Below are 19,066 nucleotides of genomic sequence, written 5' to 3' on the forward strand. Positions count from 1 at the left end.
GAAGGACACCCCGAGGAATAAGGGGGTGTCCTTCTTTGTTTCATAACAGATTTCGCATCGCCTCGTCGATCTGACTATTCTCGAAACTATCCAGATAGATTTGGGTGGTCGACAAGTCCGAGTGGCCGAGAACCTCACTAATTAGGGCCACATTCACGCCCGATTTCTTTAACACGGTGGCAAAACTATGCCGAGCCACATAGGTGGTCAAATGTGCTTCAATCCCGAGTCTTTGGCCAATGTACTGTAAGTTTATATTCACTTTCGACAGAATTTTGTGGATACGATTGTGACGTTGTGTCGGAGTACGGTGTTCACTCTCATGAAGAATCGGGAACAGGTAACCACCATTGTAACCCGAGTAATCTTGCAGGATCTGAATGGCTTTTTCGCACAGCGTAACATTAATTCGTTTACCTGTTTTCTGTCGGATATAGGACAATCGTCCGTTCTCGATATTCTCGGGTTTGAGATAGGCCATATCGACAAAATTGATTCCGCCACACAGGTAACTGAACACAAATAGATCACGGCTTAAACGTATGTAATCCCGCGTATCCGTTAAATCAGCCTCCATGATCTTCATGACGTCCATTTTGGAGATGGCCCGTTTCTTGGTCGAAGTGTCGAATTTACTGATGCGAAAATCATTGAACGGATAATCTTTCTGCTCGGCAATGTTAGCTTTGATCGCCTTGTTAAAAACGCTCCGCAGGGTTCGGAAAAGTACGCTCATGGTCGTCTCTTTGCACTCCTTATCCCTTAGCCATTTTTCGTAATATTCGCACCATTTAGGTGTAATATCCTTAAAACGAAGATTCATTTTCCCGTTACAATAGGAACGTAACGAACGCAAGGAATCGGTATAGATTAGGCTATTCCCAGTCTTTCCTTGTCGTTGATAGTCCTCAATCAATTCCCTATAAAAGTCCTCTATTCGACCCGTTTGGGCGGATTGTTTTGGTGTGGCGAGTATGTCCTCAATCGAATAGTCGCCCCTCATGCCGAGTTCGAAAATGCGTTGCTGCATTTCGCTCTCTTTGTTACGGATGATCTGCATGATGTACTCCCGATTGGGACAGCTGCGTTTGGGTTGGTTCTTCTTAAAATCCCAAAACTTAGGGTCAACAGAGATACCGATGCTGCTATATTTTCGCTCTCGGTCTTTGGTGATCCGCATCATTAATGGAGAAGTCCCATCTTTTAGTTGCTTAGAGGAATAGCAAATCACTGAAAATAAGGCATTCATGTGTAAATTCTGGTTTACACATCGGTTTACACAAATCGTCAATTCAAGAGGCTAAACCGCCATTCTCATGGAGGGAAACGACGAGGAACATCCGTCCGAAATCTGGACATTTTCAGGTGTAATCCGAGAGGATTTTTCGAGGATGTCGGATTCGGATGTGTGTCAAGTAGCTAATTTACAGTAGGATTGATATTTTTTTGCAGATTCGGAATAATTGCGTTAATTTTGTGCTCCGAAACAAAGGTTCCGTAGCTCAGTTGGATAGAGCAACAGCCTTCTAAGCTGTGGGTCGCGCGTTCGAACCGCGCCGGAATCACACAGACGGTCAATGTCTTACACCGGCCGACGCATCCGTCGGCCAATTCGTTCTTCCCCCCGTCTGCACCCCACTCGCCGCACGGGAGGTCCGGACTACCGGACATCGGGAAAAAGGAAATTCCGCCATGAAACAGGCCCCGTGAAAGACCTGTCCCGTACGCCGAATCCCTCCGCATACAATTCCGACCGAGACGAAAGAAGCCGGCATTAAAATCTTCTGACCGCCACCCGCCCGCATTTTCCAGAAAAATCCGGAAACGGAATATTTCGGATACCGAATCAGCGACAAAAGCAACCTTTTCGTATTTTAAATTATATAAATATGCTATTTTATTAAATATAAACATATTAAACGACAGGAAAATAGCCGAAAAAGAGCCGGATTTCTTGTTTGTTCGGCAGATAATGACTATGTTTGTGGCGCCTGAAAGACGGTTCTTCGGGAAGGGACTCTCACCCAGGCAAAAGGGTCTTTGCAAAAAAGACGCTAAAGAGCGGATGCAGATGAAAAACTTGTACACATTCAACCCGCTGGGGAAGGTTAGATGAAATTTTCGGCCTCCCTTTGTTTTTCGACACATAAACAACTGTCAGCCAACGCATTAAAAAGCACGTCGGCGAGGTTGCGAAGTGTACGTATGTGAACGACCGCTCCATTTTCCCGTCCATGGCCGCCAACCCAGACACGTCCAAACCGTTTCTTTCCGGAATCGGAATCCCGGGAGAGAGTGCCAGCCCGCAAAACCGTCATATCGTGAGATGGTACGTGCTGGTTTTCCCCTCCGGCAGTCGGGAGCTGACCCGGGGACTGCAACGGGAACTGGCACGCCGAAGCCGGGACGGGGAGCCCCTCTTCGAATATTTCGCCCCCATGTTCGCGGAGGTGAAAGAGGTGAACGGCCGGTTGGTCGACACGCAACGCCCCCTTCTGTACAACTATCTCTTCGTCCATGCCTCCGAAGCGGAAATATACAGGATCAAACAACGGCTCCCCCAATACAATTTCCTGCCCCGTGTAAAAGACGGGAAAGACGAATACCACTATCCCTATCTCTCCGACGAGGCGATGCGGGACCTGCAGTGGATAGCCCGCTCCTACTCCGACATGGTTCCCCTCTATGCGGCCGATCCGGCATGGCTGGTCAAGGGAGACAGAATCCGCATCACCCAGGGGAGATTCAAGGGAATCGAGGCCCGCATCGTCGTCCAGTCCCGATCCAAACGGAAAGAGGTCATGGCCTGCATCGAGAACTGGATGTGGGTTCCGCTGCTAAAAGTCTGTCCCGGAGAGTACGAACTGATCGAACTGAATAACGAAGGCCCCCGCCTCTACACTCACCTGAACAACGACCGCCTCCAGGGGAGACTGCACGAAGCCCTATGCCGGCACCTCACCGGGAGGACGACCGAAGAGGATCGCGCGACAGCGACCGAAGTCCTGCTGCAATACGCCAACCTCACACCGGAGTCGGACATCATGCGGTGCAAACTCTACTCCCTGCTGCTCCCGGCCTATACGATACTGGACGACAGGGCGAAGTGCGACGGTTTGATTCGGATCGTCCAGACGATGCTTCCGGCCGTCAAAGCCGAGCAGTCGCGGGCACTGCTCTCCGTCACGCTCTACGGATGTACGGACAGCAGCATCCACTACGAACAAGCGCACGGACTGGTCGGTCCGTGGCGGAATGAAGCGAATCCAAAGCGAAGCAAAGAGCAGTTAATCAAACGGTTGTCCGACTACGACCGCTGTCTGGGGCATCTCAAAGAATAAAAATTCCGAAACCGGTTCATCCCCGACAAGCGGAAGGACCCGGCGGCGACAGCCAGCCTCCCGGAGAAGAGCCGCAAAAGGTCGGGGGGAAAGCACGTTTTTCCGCCGTGAGAGACCCGATGCAGGGAAATGGCCCGTTCACAAAACTCTCCGTTCGTAACCAGAAGGCATAAATAACCTGTCCCCCGGTTTTCCCTTATCGAAGGCGACCGGGAAATCCGTGTCATCCGAAACCCGCGACACCAAAATACCTCGCCAACTTCCATGCTGTATCTCGCGTCTTTCTTCGTTTCGATGTTGTGCGTCTGCTGGATTCATCCCCGCCTCGTCACCATCGCGCTCACCAAGAACATCGTAGACAATCCCGACGTCCGCAAACTGCAACGCAAGCCGATCCCCGTATTGGGGGGAATCGCCGTGTTCTTCGGGTCGATAGCAGGCCTGGGATGCGTCAGCCTGTTCTACGATTGCACGGAGTTGTTCATCGTCGTCATCGCCATGACGGTCATGCTTTACACCGGCACGTTGGACGACATTCTCAATCTGACCCCGGCGTCCCGTCTTCTGATCGAGATCGGGACCGTATCGTTCCTGATATGCGCAGGAGGTTACAGCCTCAACGATTTCCACGGCCTGTGGGGAATTCAGGAAATCCCCCGGACGATCGCCATCCCCCTCACCCTGATCGCCGCCGTGGGCATCATCAACGCCATCAACCTGATCGATGGCGTAAACGGATTGTCATCCGGATACTGTGTCATGTCGACCCTTCTGTTCGGAGCGATGTTCCGGTCGGCCGGAGACCATGCCATGGTATTTCTGGCGGCAGTATGTGCCGGCGCCCTGATCCCGTTTTTCTTTCACAACGTCTTCGGAAAGACATCGAAAATGTTCATCGGCGACGGAGGGACGCTCATGATGGGAGCCGTCATGTCCCTGTTCGTCATGCGGGCCCTGCGGCACGGCACCTCATGCGAAACATACGCCGACGAGAATCTGGGACTGATCCCCTTCACACTGGCCGTGCTGTCAGTCCCGGTTTTCGACACGCTACGCGTCATGACGGCGCGCATCCTCAAACGGAAATCCCCGTTCCACTCCGACAAGACGCACCTGCACCACATGTTTATCCTGCTCGGATGCTCCCATGTAACGACGACCCTGGCGATCCTGACGCTGAACCTATCCGTCATCCTATGCTGGTGGCTGGCATATATCGCGGGCTGTCCCGTCGACGGGCAGCTCTACGTCGTGACAGGAGCAGGCCTCCTGGTCACATCCGGGCTCTACTACTTCATGGACTGGCACATTCGCCGGACGACCCGGCTCGTGCGGTGTCTCCGGCGAATCGGATACAGCACGCACCTGAGCAGAACGAAGATATTCCTGAGGCTGCAGAAAATGATGGACAAGATCTAAAACATTATGAAAAAAATCATGCTGGTTTTCGGCACCCGTCCGGAGGCCGTCAAAATGTGTCCCCTGGTGAAGGAGTTCCGGAAACATCCCGATGAATTCGGGGTGACCGTATGCGTGACGGGCCAACACCGTGAAATGCTGGATCAGGTGCTGACGGTTTTCGGCGTGAAGCCGGACTACGACCTGAACATCATGAAAGAGGGGCAGGACCTGTACGATATCACGGCAAGGGTCCTCACCGGAATGCGGGACGTGCTCAGAGAGGTCCGGCCCGACGTGGTGCTCGTGCACGGCGACACGACGACCTCCACGGCAGCGGCCATGGCGGCATTCTACCAGCAGATACCCGTCGGCCATGTGGAAGCCGGGCTCCGCACCCGCGACATATACAGTCCGTGGCCGGAAGAGATGAATCGCCAGATCACGGGAAGGATCGCCGCCTACAACTTCTCCCCGACACCGCTTTCCGGAAACAACCTGAGGGCGGAGCATGCGATGGGAAAGATATTCGTGACGGGCAACACCGTGATAGACGCACTCTACTGGGTCGTGGAAAAGCTGAAATCCGATCAAAATCTCGGCGATGAACAGAAAAGAGTCCTTCTCGACGCCGGTTACGACGTGGACAGACTCGCCAACGGCAAAAAAATGGTGCTCATTACCGGACACCGCAGGGAAAACTTCGGCGACGGCTTCATCTCGATATGCCAAGCCATCCGACAGCTGGCGCAAAAGTATCCGGACGTCGATTTCGTCTATCCGATGCACCTCAACCCGAACGTACGCAAGCCCATCCATGAAGTGTTCGGCGAAGATTCAGGCCACCTCGGCAACATGTTTTTCATGGAGCCGCTCGGATATCTGCCGTTCGTCTATCTCATGAATCAATCGGCCATCGTCCTCACCGACAGCGGAGGCATCCAGGAGGAAGCTCCGGGACTCGGCAAACCCGTCCTGGTCATGCGCGACACGACCGAACGGCCCGAAGCCCTCGCTTCGGGCACCATCCGCCTGGTAGGCACCCATTGCCATAAGATCGTGGACGAAGTGAGCGACCTTCTCGACGACGCAGCGGCATACGAACGCATGAGCCATGCCGTCAATCCCTACGGCGACGGCCATGCCTGCAAAAGGATTATAAACGCTTTAAAATAAATTTAAGGAGATGATAAACGTGATCGGGCTGGGATACATCGGTTTGCCCACCGCCCTGATGCTGGCATCCCACGGAGTCGAAGTCGTGGGAACAGATTACAACCGAAAACTCGTCGACACGCTGAATGAGGGCCGTACCACATTCAAGGAGGAGGGGCTCGAAGAGCTCTTTCGGGAAGCCCGGGAAGCCGGCATCAGGTTCACCACCGAATACCGGCGGACGGACACGTACATCGTGTCCGTACCGACGCCTTACGACAAATTTTCGAAAAAAGTGGATGCCGGCTACGTAGTGGCCGCCGTGAAGGACGTGCTGAAAGTCTGTCCGAAGGGCGCCACGATCATCATCGAATCCACCATCTCTCCGGGTACCGTCGACAAATACATCCGTCCCGAAATAGAAGCCATGGGATTCCGCACGGGCGAAGACATCCATCTCGTGCATGCACCCGAACGTATCATTCCCGGCAATATGGTCTACGAGCTGCTCCACAACAACCGCACGATCGGTGCCGACAGCCGGGAAATCGGCGAAAAGGTGAAAGAGTGTTACGCCTCTTTCTGCCGGGGGGAGATCGTGGTGACGGACATCCGGACGGCCGAAATGACGAAAGTCGTGGAGAACACGTTCCGGGCCGTCAACATCGCCTTCGCCAACGAATTGGCCCGCATCTGCCGCCACGACGACATGAACGTGTACGAGATCATCAGAATATGCAACATGCATCCCCGCGTGAACATTCTCCAACCGGGTCCCGGAGTAGGCGGCCACTGCATCAGCGTCGATCCGTGGTTCCTCGTCGGCGACTATCCCCAACTCGCCAAAGTGATCGACGAAAGCATGAAGACCAACGACAGCCAGCCGACTTTCGTGCTCAACCGGATTTACGAAATCATGCAAAAAGAGGGGATCACCGACAACCGCAAAGTGGGTCTCTACGGCCTGACCTACAAAGAGAACGTGGACGACTACCGCGAAAGTCCGACCCTGCAGCTGCTGGAGGCACAGGAACGCCATCTGGCCCGTCCCCTGAAAGTATACGATCCGTTCATCGCCCGGGACATAACGGCCAATCAATATCATGATTTCGACGAATTCCTCGAAGGAATAGACCTTGTCGTCATTATGGTAAAACACGACCATATCAAACGGAACTGGGAGAAACTGAAAGGAAAAATCATTTTGGACTGCTTCAACATCTGTCCGTTGGAAGGAACGTATCACATTTAACCTCCGCGCCCCGGACCGCCCGGCTTTCCGTGACGAAAAGTTTCGAAAACCGCCGTGGCAAAACTGTCCGCCCCCCCAAAAAAATCATCGCACATGAAAGGTATCGTCCTTGCCGGCGGCTCAGGAACCCGTCTTTACCCCATTACCAAGGGTATTTCGAAACAACTGTTGCCGATCTACGACAAACCGATGATCTACTATCCCATATCGGTATTGATGCTGGCGGGCATCCGGGAAATCCTCATCATCTCGACCCCGCTCGACCTCCCCGGATTCAGACGTCTGCTCGGAGACGGCAGCGATTACGGCGTCCGCTTCGAATACGCGGAGCAACCTTCGCCGGACGGACTTGCCCAGGCTTTCACCATAGGAGCCGGCTTCATCGGCCGTGATGCCGTATGCATGGTGCTTGGCGACAACATTTTCTACGGCAGTTTCTTCACGAGAATGTTGAAGAAGGCCGTCAAGGCCGCGGAGGAGGACGGCAAGGCGACCGTTTTCGGCTATTGGGTCAACGATCCGGAACGTTACGGTGTCGCCGAGTTCGACAAACAGGGAAACTGTCTGGGTATCGAGGAGAAGCCGGAACACCCGAAATCCAATTACGCGATCGTCGGCCTCTATTTCTATCCCAACAAGGTGGTGGACATCGCAAAAAACATCCGGCCTTCCGCCCGCGGGGAGTACGAAATAACGTCCGTCAATCAGACATTCCTGGCGGCCGGCGAACTGAGGATACAACTCCTCGGCAGAGGTTTCGCATGGTTGGACACAGGAACCCACGACTCCCTCTCGGAAGCCTCGACCTACATAGAAGTCGTAGAAAAACGCCAGGGCCTGAAGATAGCCTGCCTCGAGGGGATAGCATACCGGCAGGGCTGGATAACCGAAGAAAAGATTCGGGAGATCGCACGACCCATGCTGAAAAATCAGTACGGCCGGTATCTCCTCAAAGTGGTCGACGAACTGAAAGCGGATATAAACTCCACCAACATTCTCTCTAAAGCCGGAAAATAAGATGGGGAAAAGAAATATAGTGATCACAGGCGGAGCAGGCTTCATCGGAAGCCACGTGGTCCGTCTGTTTGTCAATAAATACCCCGAGTACAGGATCGTCAACCTCGACAAACTGACGTATGCGGGCAATCTCTCGAATCTCAGCGACATAGAAAACAGGCCCAATTACACATTCGTCAAGATGGATATCTGCGATTTCGACGCTTTCCTGCAGCTGATGCAGCGGGAAAAGGTCGACGGCATCATCCATCTGGCAGCGGAAAGCCATGTCGACCGCAGCATCAAGGACCCGTTTACCTTCGCCCGCACCAATGTGATGGGGACGCTGAGTCTGCTCCAGGCCGCCAAACTGTACTGGGAAAGCCTTCCCGGAAAATACAAAGGCAAAAGATTTTATCATATCTCCACCGACGAAGTTTACGGGGCTCTCGAAGTGACGCATCCCGACGGCATCGAACCGCCGTTCGCGGCCCCCGCGAACGCTCCGCATCACAAGGCGTACGGGGAGGATTTTTTCCATGAGACGACGAATTACAACCCACACAGCCCGTACTCGGCTTCCAAAGCCTCCTCCGACCATTTCGTCCGGGCGTTCCACGACACGTACGGCATGCCGACCATCGTGACCAACTGTTCGAACAACTACGGCCCATACCAGTTTCCGGAAAAGCTGATTCCGCTATTCATCAACAACATACGCCACCGCCAACCGCTCCCCGTCTACGGGAAGGGCGAAAACATCCGGGACTGGCTGTTCGTGGAGGACCATGCGAGAGCCATCGACCTGATTTTTCACAGGGGAGCGATCGCCGGGACCTACAATATCGGAGGGTTCAACGAATGGAAAAACATAGATCTCGTCAAAGTTCTCATCCGAACCGTCGACCGCCTGCTCGGCCGTCCGGAGGGCGCTGATCTGGACCTTATCACCCACGTACCCGACAGACCGGGGCATGACGCCCGTTATGCCATCGACTCCTCCAAACTCCGGAAGGAACTCGGATGGGAACCCTCTCTGTCATTCGAAGACGGCATCGAAAAGACGGTGAGGTGGTATCTGGAAAATGAAGCCTGGATGGACAACGTGACCTCGGGAGACTACCAGGCCTATTACAAAAACATGTACCGGTAACAGGTATCGAAAATATCGAACCCCCACTCAACATGTCGGAAGAAAATCTGAAGAAGCGAACGATCAAGGGATTCGGATGGAACTTTCTTGACAACATACTGAACAGAGGGATTTCCTTTGTCGTAGGAATCGTTCTTGCCAGACTCCTGTCCCCGTCCGAATACGGCCTGATAGGCATCATCATGATCTTTATCGCCATCTTCAACAGCATTGTAGACAGCGGTTTAGGAAGTGCGCTGATCCGGAAGAACGACTGCACGGAGGAAGATTACGATACGGTTTTTCACAGTAATCTCTTCCTAAGCATCATTATGAGCCTGTTATTCTTCCTTTGCGCTCCGTTGATTGCAGACTTTTTCAACGAACCGCAACTGAAGCCTCTGGCTCAGGTGATGTCCTGCACATTGATAATCAACGCATTGTCCATCATCCAAAATACACTGCTTCTCAAACAGCTGGACTTCAAAGGGAAGATGGTCATATCCATGATAAGCTCCCTGGCCAGCGGCGCGGCGGGCATCGCGATGGCCTATTCGGGATATGGCGTCTGGAGTCTCGTAGGGCAGCAAATTTCCAGACAGGTTCTCTACACGACGCTCCTTTGGCTCCATAATCGTTGGATTCCCCGGCTCCGGTTCTCCAAAAGCAGTTTTCACGAACTCTTCGGATTCGGTTGGAAACTGCTCGTATCGGGTCTGATCGACACCGTCTGGAAAGAAATATACCAGGTCGTCATCGGAAAATTCTACACTCCTGCCACATTGGGGCTGTACTCGAGAGCCCACCAGTTTTCCACGATCTTTTCATCGAATCTGACATCCGTCGTCCAGTCCGTATCCTTTCCCGCCCTGAGTAAGGTCCAGGACGATCCTGCGAAACTGAAACGGGGATTCCGGAAGGTCAACAAAACCTCCATGCTGATATCGTTCGCCATGATGTTCGGCATGATGGCCGTGGCAGAGCCGATGGTCAAAGTCCTGATCGGAGACAAATGGCTGCCTTGCGTCCCCTTCCTTCAGATCATCTGCCTTCAAATGGTCCTTTACCCCCTCCACTCCCAAAACCTCAACCTTCTTGAAATCCGGGGACGCAGCGACCTGTTTCTGAAAATACAGATAATCAAAAAAGGCATCTCCGTCGTCCCCATCATACTGGGAATCTTCATCAGCATATACTGGATGCTGGTAGGCAGTGTCTTTACCGGTCTGATAGGCCTGTATGTAAATTCCTATTATTCCGGATCGCTATTGGATTACGACCTCCGGGAGCAGCTGAAGGACATCGCCCCCTCTTTCGCCATAACGCTTTCGATGGCGATCTTCGTGTACATGCTCTCGTTCCTCCCGCTGGCCCCCCTCGCCGTTCTAATCATCCAGCTTCTCGCGGGCTTTTCGGTGCTGATCCTGCTATGCGAGACATTCCGTCTGAGCGAATACCTCGAACTGAAAGAAATCGTTCTGACCGGAATCAGAAAAAAATGAAACAGGACAAAGAATTATGATTATACGCTCTCTTCTAACCGACGACAATCCGTTCAATTCCACGAAGGAAATCAGGCAATGGATCGAACAGCGCAATCGTGAGGTCGATGTCCGGGTGGAAAAAATACCGTTCGACCGGCTAAAGATGTGGCATTCGGACCCGGACGGCAGCATCCGTCACGATTCAGGCCGCTTCTTCTCGATCGTAGGCATCGACGTGACCACCGACTACGGCACCAACAATCACTGGCGGCAACCCATCATCCTCCAACCGGAAGTCGGATACCTCGGCATCCTGACCAAAGAGATCGACGGCGTACTCTATTGTCTGATGCAGGCGAAGATAGAACCGGGAAATGTCAACTGCGTGCAAATCTCCCCGACGCTCCAGGCCACCAAGAGCAACTATTCCCGCATCCACTCGGGCAAATCCCCCCATTATCTGGAATACTTCGTCAATGCGAAACCGGAGAATATCATTCTCGACCAGCTCCAGTCGGAACAGGGCGCCCGTTTTATGCGCAAGCGCAACCGCAATATCATCATCAAGGTAGAGGAGGAGGTACCGGTACTCGAAGACTTCCGATGGATGACCCTCGGTCAGATCAAAGAACTCATGCACTATGACAACATAGTGAACATGGACACGCGAACCGTTCTTTCCGGCCTGAAAATAAGCGACTACGTGACGCCACTGGACGGACTGAAAGGCATGTCGGGATTCGGTCGGGACATGATTCTGTCTTCCACCACCAATCATGCCCATATCAGCACCCGGGACCACCTCTCCTGGCTTACGGGACTGAAGGCGAAGTACGACCTGTTCGTGAGTTTCTGCCCTGTCAACGAAATGCCGGGATGGAGAAAGACCGCAACGGAAATCGTCCGCGACGACGGGAAATATTTCAAAATCATCGGGGTGAACGTCACGATTTCCAACCGGGAGGTGGCTTCCTGGTGCCAGCCCCTCGTGCAGCCCATGCAACAGGGCCTCTGCGCTTTCATCATCAAGAAAATCAATGGCGTCTATCACTTTCTCGTGCAGGCGAAACTGGAGTGCGGCAATTTCGACGTCGTCGAATTGGCGCCCACGGTGCAATGCCTGACGGGCATCATTCCCCGGAACGTCGACCTCCAGCCCGAATACTATCAATATATCATGAACGCCCGGAAAGAGCAGATCATCTTCGACACGTTACAGTCCGAAGAGGGCGGCCGTTTCTATAAGGAGCAGAACCGCAACATGATCGTCGAGGCCGACGAAGACTTCCCGCTGGAAGTTCCCGACAGATACACGTGGATGAGCCTCCGCCAGATATACAAGTTCCTAAGATTCAACAACTATCTGAATATCCAAGCCCGCAGCTTGATTTCAGCGCTGAGTTATAAATAGCCGAAAGACCGAAGACATGTTCAAGATAGGCATCATCTGTCCTTCCGAGATAGCGTTCAGGAGGTTTCTCCCCTCTCTCCGGAACGTGAAGGAGTTCGCCTTTGCAGGGGTAGCCGTCGCCTCGCCGGCAGAGTGGGCGGGGAAGGCGGCCGTCACGGACGAAACCCTTGCCGTCCTCGAAAACGAACGGGGCAAGGCGCAGAAATTCACCGACGCCTACGGAGGAAAAATATTCGAGGGATACGAAACCATGATAACCTCCGACGAGATCGACGCAGTCTATATCCCGCTTCCTCCCGCCCTGCATTTCGAATGGACGAAACGGGCTCTCGAAAACGGCAAAAACGCGTATGTGGAGAAACCGTTCACGACCGATCTCACGGACACGCGCCAGCTCCTGCGGATGGCCCGCGAGAAAAACCTGGCCGTCCACGAGAACTACATGTTCGTCTACCACAACCAGCTGAAAGCGATCGACGCACTTATCGCATCCGGCGAGATCGGCCGAGTACGCTCTTACCGCATCTCTTTCGGATTCCCCCGCCGTGCCCCCGGAGACTTCCGGTACGACAAGAGGCTCGGAGGCGGTGCCCTGTTCGATGCGGGAGGATATTGCATGAAATACGCCGGGCATCTCCTCGGCGACTCCGCCCGGCTCGTCTGCGCCGACAGCTGTCGGGACACGGTATCCGAAGTGGATATTTTCGGTTCGGCCACGATGGTGAACGACGAAGGGACCGTCGTACAGCTGGCCTTCGGCATGGACAATGACTACAAGTGCGAACTCGAAGCCTGGGGAAGCGAGGGTACGCTCTCTACCGGCCGTATATTGACGGCCCCGGACGGATTGGAACCGGACATGGTCATCAAGCACAACCGGGAATACACTACGGCGAAACTCCCCGCAGACAATGCTTTCGAAAAATCCATCCGCCGTTTCCACGAATGTCTGACCGATGAAACCTCCAAAAGAGACAATTACAGGGAAATCGAACGTCAAGCCGCATTCGTGAATGAATTCATAAAATTATCCGGGATGCGAACCCGCCGGCTCCGGAAGGGACAACCGGCATAAATAAAATCGGACACAATGGCAAACAAGAACATATACGTAACGATGCCTACGCTGGCACCGCTCGGGGAAGTGACCGAAAACCTCCAGAAGGTCTGGGAAAGCGGCATCATGACCCACAACGGCCCCATATTGCAGGAATTCGAACGCAAAGTGGCCGAATGGCATGGCCTGAAGAATCATGTCGTCGTCGTAAACGGAACCATAGCGCTTCAGCTGGCAATCAAAGCGCTGGAGCTGAAAGGAGAGATCATCACCTCTCCGTTCTCTTTCATCGCCACCACCAGCGCCATCATGTACGAAGGCTGCACCCCGGTATACTCGGACATCGACCCCCATACACTGAATCTCGATCCGGCCGGACTGGAAGAGAAAATCACCGACAAAACCGTTGCCATCATGCCGGTGCACGTATTCGGCAACCCTTGCGACATCGACGCCATCGACGCCATCGCCAAAAGACACGGCCTCAAAGTGATCTACGACGCCTGCCATGCCGTAGGAGTAACTTACAGGGGCAAGAGCGTATTCGCCTACGGCGATATTTCATGCACCAGTTATCACGCCACAAAAATGCTCAATTCGGGGGAAGGGGGCGGCTGCTACACCAACGACGACAAACTTCACGAAAAGATGAAGCGCATCCGCTTCTTCGGTTTCTCCGACGACAAATCCGATATCGTCGAAGAGGGTTCCAACTACAAAATGACCGAGGTGCATGCCTCCGTCGGGCTCGCCAACCTCAAATATCTCCAGGCGGCTCTCGACGACCGCAAGAAGAAATATATGCTGTACAGAAACCTTCTTTCCGACCATCCGGCCCTGACATTCCAGAAGATCAACGGCGACTGCAACTACAGTTACTTTCCCGTGATCTTCGACACTGAAAAGACGCTGCTGAAGGTCGAGAAGGCCCTCAATGCGGAACATATCTTCCCACGAAGATACTTCTACCCCTCGCTGAACATGTTCAAAGACATCGTCCCTTACGTCAGCATGCCCGTTTCGGAGGGGATCGCGGGCCGTATCCTCTGCCTCCCGCTATATTACGACTTAGCGGAAACCGACGTGGCGAGAATAGCAGGCATCGTCATCGACACTTTGAAGTAAACCGCGAACCGGTCCATAAGCACAATCCGACTCAAAACATACGATATGTCAAAAAAAGTGGTGGTTCTGGGAGCCACGGGCACCCTGGGGGCCCCGATAGCGATCCATCTGAAAAAGTGCGGCTACGACGTCATCGCAGCTGGCCGCAGATTATCCGACAACGGTTTTTTCGCCGATCATGATATTCCGTATATATCACTGGACATTTCACAGGCCTGTGAATTCGGGAAACTGCCGGACCGGGACGTGTACGCCGTCGTCCATTTCGCCGGGGCGCTGCCGGCCTCGATGAAGGGCTACGATGCCACGCTATATATATCCTCGATCGTCCAGGGGACCTACAACGTACTGGAATACACCAGAAAAACAGGCGCCGACCGGATCGTGTTCCCTCAGTCGCTGTTCGATATCCGCTATCTGTTCGGGAGCAAAGTTCCCATTCCCGCCGATTCGCTAAGGAAACCTCCGTATGAAGGAGACCATGCCATGTACGTGATCGCCAAGAACGCCGCCGTAGACATGATAGAGCACTATCATGCGGTATACGGGATCAGACGTTTCATTTTCAGACTGTCCCGCATCTACCTGTATCATCCGAATCCGTTCACCTTCACCAACGGGAAAAAACGCCTGGTCGTAGACCGGTATCTGATTTACCGGGCGATGAAAGGCGAACCGCTCGAAATATGGGGCGACCCCCACAGATTGCTGGAAACGATCTGTATAGACGATCTTCTGCAGATCATCGAAAAATCCCTCTGTGCCGACGTCGAAGGAGGTCTGTACAACGTGGGAAGCGGAGGGAGCACCAACGAGGAGCGCATCAGGGGCATCGCGGAAGTATTCTCGCCGAAAGACCATCCGTCGCCCATCTCCTATGCCCCGGAAAAACAGAGCGCCAAACAGTTTGTTCTGGATATACGCAAAACCGTAGATGAACTCGGATACGAACCCCGATACACATGGAAGGATTATCTCATCAAGTTCAAAAAGGACATGGAAGAACAGCCCTTTGCCAAATTGTGGGGGAAAGAGTCCGACTACTATCACGGAGAAGAGTTGTAAAACATGAAAAAACTTCTATTATTGGGTGGAGACGCGACCCTCCTGCCCGTTATCAGGGCGGCCAAAGCGAGAGGATACTACGTCATAACCTGCGACTACCTGCCCGATAATATCGCCCACAAATATTCGGACGAATACATCGGTTACAGCACGACGGACAAAGAGGCGATCCTCTCGTGGGCCATAGAGAATAAGATAGACGGCGTCCTTACGTTCACGGATTCGGGGGTCGTCACGGCCGCTTATGTCTGCAACCGGATGGGCTTGGCCTGTCCGGGCAGTTACGAGGCCATAGAAATCATACAGAACAAGGACCGTTTCCGCAAGTTCCTCGACGAAAACGGATGCAACGTTCCGAAATTCAGAAAGTACGCGGATTGGGACCCGGTCGGGAACGACACGGAAAACTTCCGTTTTCCCGTCCTGGTCAAACCCGTCGATGCCGCCGGCAGCAAAGGCGTGACGAAAGTCTGCCGGAAAGAGGACCTGCGAAGGGCGTTCGATCATGCAATCGGCTTTTCCACCCGCAAAGAGATCATCGTCGAAGAGTTCATCGACCCCGTCGGGCCCCAAATTCACGGAGACTGTTTCGTCCGGGACGGCAAGCTGGTTTTCATCTACCTGGGAGACCACCACTTCGACTCCGGCATCAACAACCTGGTTCCCGTATCCACCTCCTGGCCTTCGACGCATCCGGAGGAAGAGTTGCAAAAAGTCGAACGGCAAATCCGGATGTTTATCGACAAGGTCGGTTTTATGAACGGCTGCATGAATATCGAAAGCAGAATCAGTAAGGCCGACCGAAAGGCCTATCTGATAGACGTAGGTGCCCGGAGCGGCGGAAATTACACGCCCTATGTCATCCGATACGGCTCCGGTTTCGACTTCGTCGAAGCGATGCTGGACTTCTCCATGGAACACAGGCCGTCCGTCCAGACCGCAGATAAAAAAGGGTTCTATGCCTATCTGGTCATCCACGCGAAAACAGACGGCATTCTCGCCCGTGTAACAGTGAACGAATACCTCGAAAACAAAATCCTGGAGCGTCACGACTATATCCCCGTCGGCGGACGCGTCCACTCTTTCCGCAGGGCCAACGCAGCCATCGGGATTCTGATCGTCAGATTCCCTTCCCGGGAAGAGATGCAGCAAGTGACCGACCATCTGGACGATTATATCAACGTAGAAGTGAAATAATGAAACTGGCTATCATAGGGGCATCGCCCGGACAGTATTACTTATGCAGGAAAGCCCGGGAAATGGGCGTGGAAACCCTGTGCTTCGCATGGGAAAAAGGGGCGGTATGCAGAGACCTGGTCGACAAATTCTATCCGATCTCCATCACGGAAGAAGACGAAATACTGCGAATCTGCCGGCAGGAACGAATCGACGGTGTCGTTTCCAACGCTTCGGACAAGACATCGGAACTGGTGGCATTCATCGCAGAGGAGATGCATCTCCACGGCACAAGAAGAAGCGTGATAAGAGCGACGAGGGACAAAACTTTCACCCGGGAAATATCGCAGCACATAGAGGGTCTGACCCCCATCCGGTACTACGATTACGAAGGCGGGACCCCCGGTTTTTTCCCCTGTGTAATCAAGCCCGTTCCCGGAGCGGGCAAACGGGGCGTCTCCTTCGTCGATTCGGAAAAAGAGTTTCGGGAGGCGATACGATATGCCGAAGCAGAACCCCACCGGGCCATTCTGGTGGAAGAGTATATCCGGGGCCGAGAGGTCTCGGTCGAAACCATATCGTACGAAGGGCAGCACCATGTCATACAGATAACGGATAAAGAGACCACGGGCGCACCCCATTTTCTCGAACTGGCCCATCACCAGCCCTCTACCGTCCCTCCGGAAATCCACGACACCATTTGCAGAGTCATCCCCCGCCTGCTGTCCGCCGTGGGATTCGAGAACGGGGCCGCACATACGGAACTGAAGATCGACGGGAAAAACATCTATCTCATCGAGATCAATGCCCGGGGAGGAGGCGACGAAATATCCAACCGGCTCGTCGAACTCAGCACCGGATACGATTATGTCCGGGGTATGATCGAAGTCGCCCTCGGCATTTTCAAGGCCCCCGCAACCGAAGGGAAACGTTATTCAGGCGTCTATTACCTTTGCGAGCAAACGGCCGGCAGAATACCTTTCTTCAAATCCGCCACGGGCAAACCCTGGCTCGTGGAGATGACCATGGATTTCGATACGCCGACCCTCTCTTCCGCCACGAAGAACAGGGAGAGAAACGGCTTCATGGTCTACCAATCGGATCATAAAATAGAGGAGGGAGACTAAAACCCCGTATCGCAATGGACTTGCAGGCACTTTATCTTCGTTCCCGGTTCTGGATATCGGACTTTATGAAAGGGTCCCCCGTCCGGAAACAGTACAACGACATCAAATACATAGACCGCCACACCAAAGAGCGGTGCGCACCGCTCATCGGACAGAAACTGCACAAACTGCTGGAATATGCGCAGACGCACACGGATTTCTATTCCCGTTTCGACAGTTTCGAGTTGAGGGACTACCCCGTGATGAACAAACTGTCTCTTATTCAGAACATGGAGCGCATCAGGGTCGCCCCGGAGAAAATTCCGGGACAAAAGGGAGAAGTCCACATACAGCGCACATCGGGTTCGACGGGCGTTCCCCTTGCGATCCCGCAGGATACGGCGAAACGTCAGCGCAGAATTGCCGAACTGAAATATTACGGGAAGGCCGTCGGCTTCACCACCCACGAGAAACTCGTCCACCTGCGGTCCTGGAACAAATGGCAGAACAAAACGAGCCGCCAGATCAGACTGGAAAACATCATTCCGTTCGACATAAGCAAGTTCGGACCCGAAGAGCTGGAAAATCTGTGCCGTCTTCTCGTCGAGGAGAAGGTGGTCTGCATAAGGGGATATGCGACGACCATATCGAATCTGGCGGCCTATGTCAGGAACTCCCCGGAGAAATGGGTTTTCCCGCATCTCAAAATAGTCATTGCCGGAGGGGAGGCTTTATACGACGATGTGCGGCAGATGGTGAAGGAGTACCTGCACTGTGAAATCATCTCCCAATACGCCGACGAAGAGTGCGGCATACTGGCCCAGGAGAGGGTCCCGACGAAAGAGAACGATAACCCCATGTATTTCAACCACGCCGGATATGTTTTCGAAATTCTGAAACTGGAGAGCGACGAACCGGCGGAGTGGGGCGAAGTGGGACGGATCGTCATTACCGACCTGCACAATTACGCCTGTCCCATCATCCGTTACGACTGCGGCGACACCTGCGTCCTGATGCCCCCCGACAAATACAGCAAAGGCTATCCCGTAATGGCAAAACTGTACGGCAGGCGCTTCGACCTGACTTATTCCACGGACGGCAAGGCCGTCTCTCCCCTTACGTACGGCCGCATCCTCAAGAACTACGACATCATTTCCCAATGGCAATTCGTGCAGCTCCAGGAGAAAAAGTACGAACTCCGGTTGACGCTGAAATCGGAACCGGCCGGACAGATGGCCGATCTGGCAGCCGGGCTCCGGAACATTCTCGGCCAGGATGCCGAATTAGAGATCAAAGAGGTACGGGACATTCCCGTGCTCTCTTCGGGAAAACGGAAACCGGTAATGAACGAATGGAAAAAGAACTGAC

The 19,066-nt window shown here is 53.5% G+C and carries 15 protein-coding genes and 1 tRNA gene; 15 read left to right on the plus strand and 1 reads right to left on the minus strand.

Annotation, left to right across the window (positions count from 1 at the left end; translation table 11 throughout):
• Positions 1-40: 40 nt before the first annotated feature.
• Complete coding sequence (locus INF32_RS08205; RefSeq protein WP_226387857.1) at positions 41-1,249, minus strand: site-specific integrase; 1,209 nt, start codon at positions 1,247-1,249, stop codon at positions 41-43.
• A 242-nt stretch (positions 1,250-1,491) separates the two neighbouring features.
• Here INF32_RS08205 and INF32_RS08210 point away from each other — a divergent pair.
• The 15 genes from INF32_RS08210 (at position 1,492) to INF32_RS08280 (ending at position 19,065) form a co-directional block, all read left to right on the plus strand.
• Positions 1,492-1,565: transfer RNA gene (locus INF32_RS08210), tRNA-Arg, on the plus strand.
• 756 nt (positions 1,566-2,321) lie between these two features.
• Complete coding sequence (locus INF32_RS08215) at positions 2,322-3,341, plus strand: transcriptional regulator (RefSeq protein ID WP_226387858.1); 1,020 nt, start codon at positions 2,322-2,324, stop codon at positions 3,339-3,341.
• Between the two features lie 264 nt (positions 3,342-3,605).
• Positions 3,606-4,760, plus strand: coding sequence for a glycosyltransferase family 4 protein (locus INF32_RS08220; protein WP_226387859.1), 1,155 nt, complete (start codon positions 3,606-3,608; stop codon positions 4,758-4,760).
• Positions 4,761-4,766: 6 nt separating this feature from the next.
• Positions 4,767-5,915, plus strand: a complete 1,149-nt coding sequence (gene wecB, locus INF32_RS08225) for a non-hydrolyzing UDP-N-acetylglucosamine 2-epimerase (protein WP_226387860.1) — start codon at positions 4,767-4,769, stop codon at positions 5,913-5,915.
• Positions 5,916-5,925: 10 nt separating this feature from the next.
• The gene (locus INF32_RS08230) at positions 5,926-7,146 is read left to right on the plus strand and encodes a nucleotide sugar dehydrogenase (protein WP_226387861.1); all 1,221 of its coding nucleotides are present in this window, start codon (positions 5,926-5,928) and stop codon (positions 7,144-7,146) included.
• A 93-nt stretch (positions 7,147-7,239) separates the two neighbouring features.
• Complete coding sequence (gene rfbA, locus INF32_RS08235) at positions 7,240-8,163, plus strand: glucose-1-phosphate thymidylyltransferase RfbA (protein ID WP_226387862.1); 924 nt, start codon at positions 7,240-7,242, stop codon at positions 8,161-8,163.
• Position 8,164: 1 nt separating this feature from the next.
• Entirely contained in the window at positions 8,165-9,295 is a 1,131-nt protein-coding gene (gene rfbB, locus INF32_RS08240; RefSeq protein ID WP_226387863.1) for a dTDP-glucose 4,6-dehydratase, read from the plus strand.
• A 32-nt stretch (positions 9,296-9,327) separates the two neighbouring features.
• Positions 9,328-10,776, plus strand: a complete 1,449-nt coding sequence (locus INF32_RS08245; RefSeq protein ID WP_226387864.1) for a lipopolysaccharide biosynthesis protein — start codon at positions 9,328-9,330, stop codon at positions 10,774-10,776.
• 16 nt (positions 10,777-10,792) lie between these two features.
• Positions 10,793-12,169 (plus strand): NDP-hexose 2,3-dehydratase family protein, encoded by a 1,377-nt coding sequence (locus INF32_RS08250; protein WP_226387865.1) that lies wholly within the window; start codon positions 10,793-10,795, stop codon positions 12,167-12,169.
• Between the two features lie 16 nt (positions 12,170-12,185).
• A complete protein-coding gene (locus INF32_RS08255; protein ID WP_226387866.1) occupies positions 12,186-13,244 on the plus strand; it encodes a Gfo/Idh/MocA family protein in 1,059 nt (352 codons plus the stop codon).
• A gap of 15 nt (positions 13,245-13,259) precedes the next feature.
• On the plus strand, positions 13,260-14,351 hold the full coding sequence (locus tag INF32_RS08260; protein ID WP_226387867.1) for a DegT/DnrJ/EryC1/StrS family aminotransferase: 1,092 nt from the start codon (positions 13,260-13,262) through the stop codon (positions 14,349-14,351).
• A gap of 45 nt (positions 14,352-14,396) precedes the next feature.
• On the plus strand, positions 14,397-15,416 hold the full coding sequence (locus INF32_RS08265; protein WP_226387868.1) for an NAD-dependent epimerase/dehydratase family protein: 1,020 nt from the start codon (positions 14,397-14,399) through the stop codon (positions 15,414-15,416).
• Positions 15,417-15,419: 3 nt separating this feature from the next.
• Positions 15,420-16,613: an ATP-grasp domain-containing protein gene (locus INF32_RS08270; RefSeq protein ID WP_226387869.1), complete on the plus strand. Its 1,194-nt coding sequence runs from the start codon at positions 15,420-15,422 to the stop codon at positions 16,611-16,613.
• Positions 16,613-17,719 (plus strand): ATP-grasp domain-containing protein, encoded by a 1,107-nt coding sequence (locus INF32_RS08275; protein WP_226387870.1) that lies wholly within the window; start codon positions 16,613-16,615, stop codon positions 17,717-17,719. The genes INF32_RS08270 and INF32_RS08275 overlap by 1 nt, the downstream gene beginning before the upstream one ends.
• 65 nt (positions 17,720-17,784) lie before the next feature.
• Positions 17,785-19,065: a phenylacetate--CoA ligase family protein gene (locus tag INF32_RS08280; RefSeq protein WP_226387871.1), complete on the plus strand. Its 1,281-nt coding sequence runs from the start codon at positions 17,785-17,787 to the stop codon at positions 19,063-19,065.
• The last annotated feature ends 1 nt before the right edge of the window (position 19,066 follow it).

The organism is Gallalistipes aquisgranensis (assembly GCF_014982715.1).
Lineage (GTDB): Bacteria > Bacteroidota > Bacteroidia > Bacteroidales > Rikenellaceae > Gallalistipes > Gallalistipes aquisgranensis.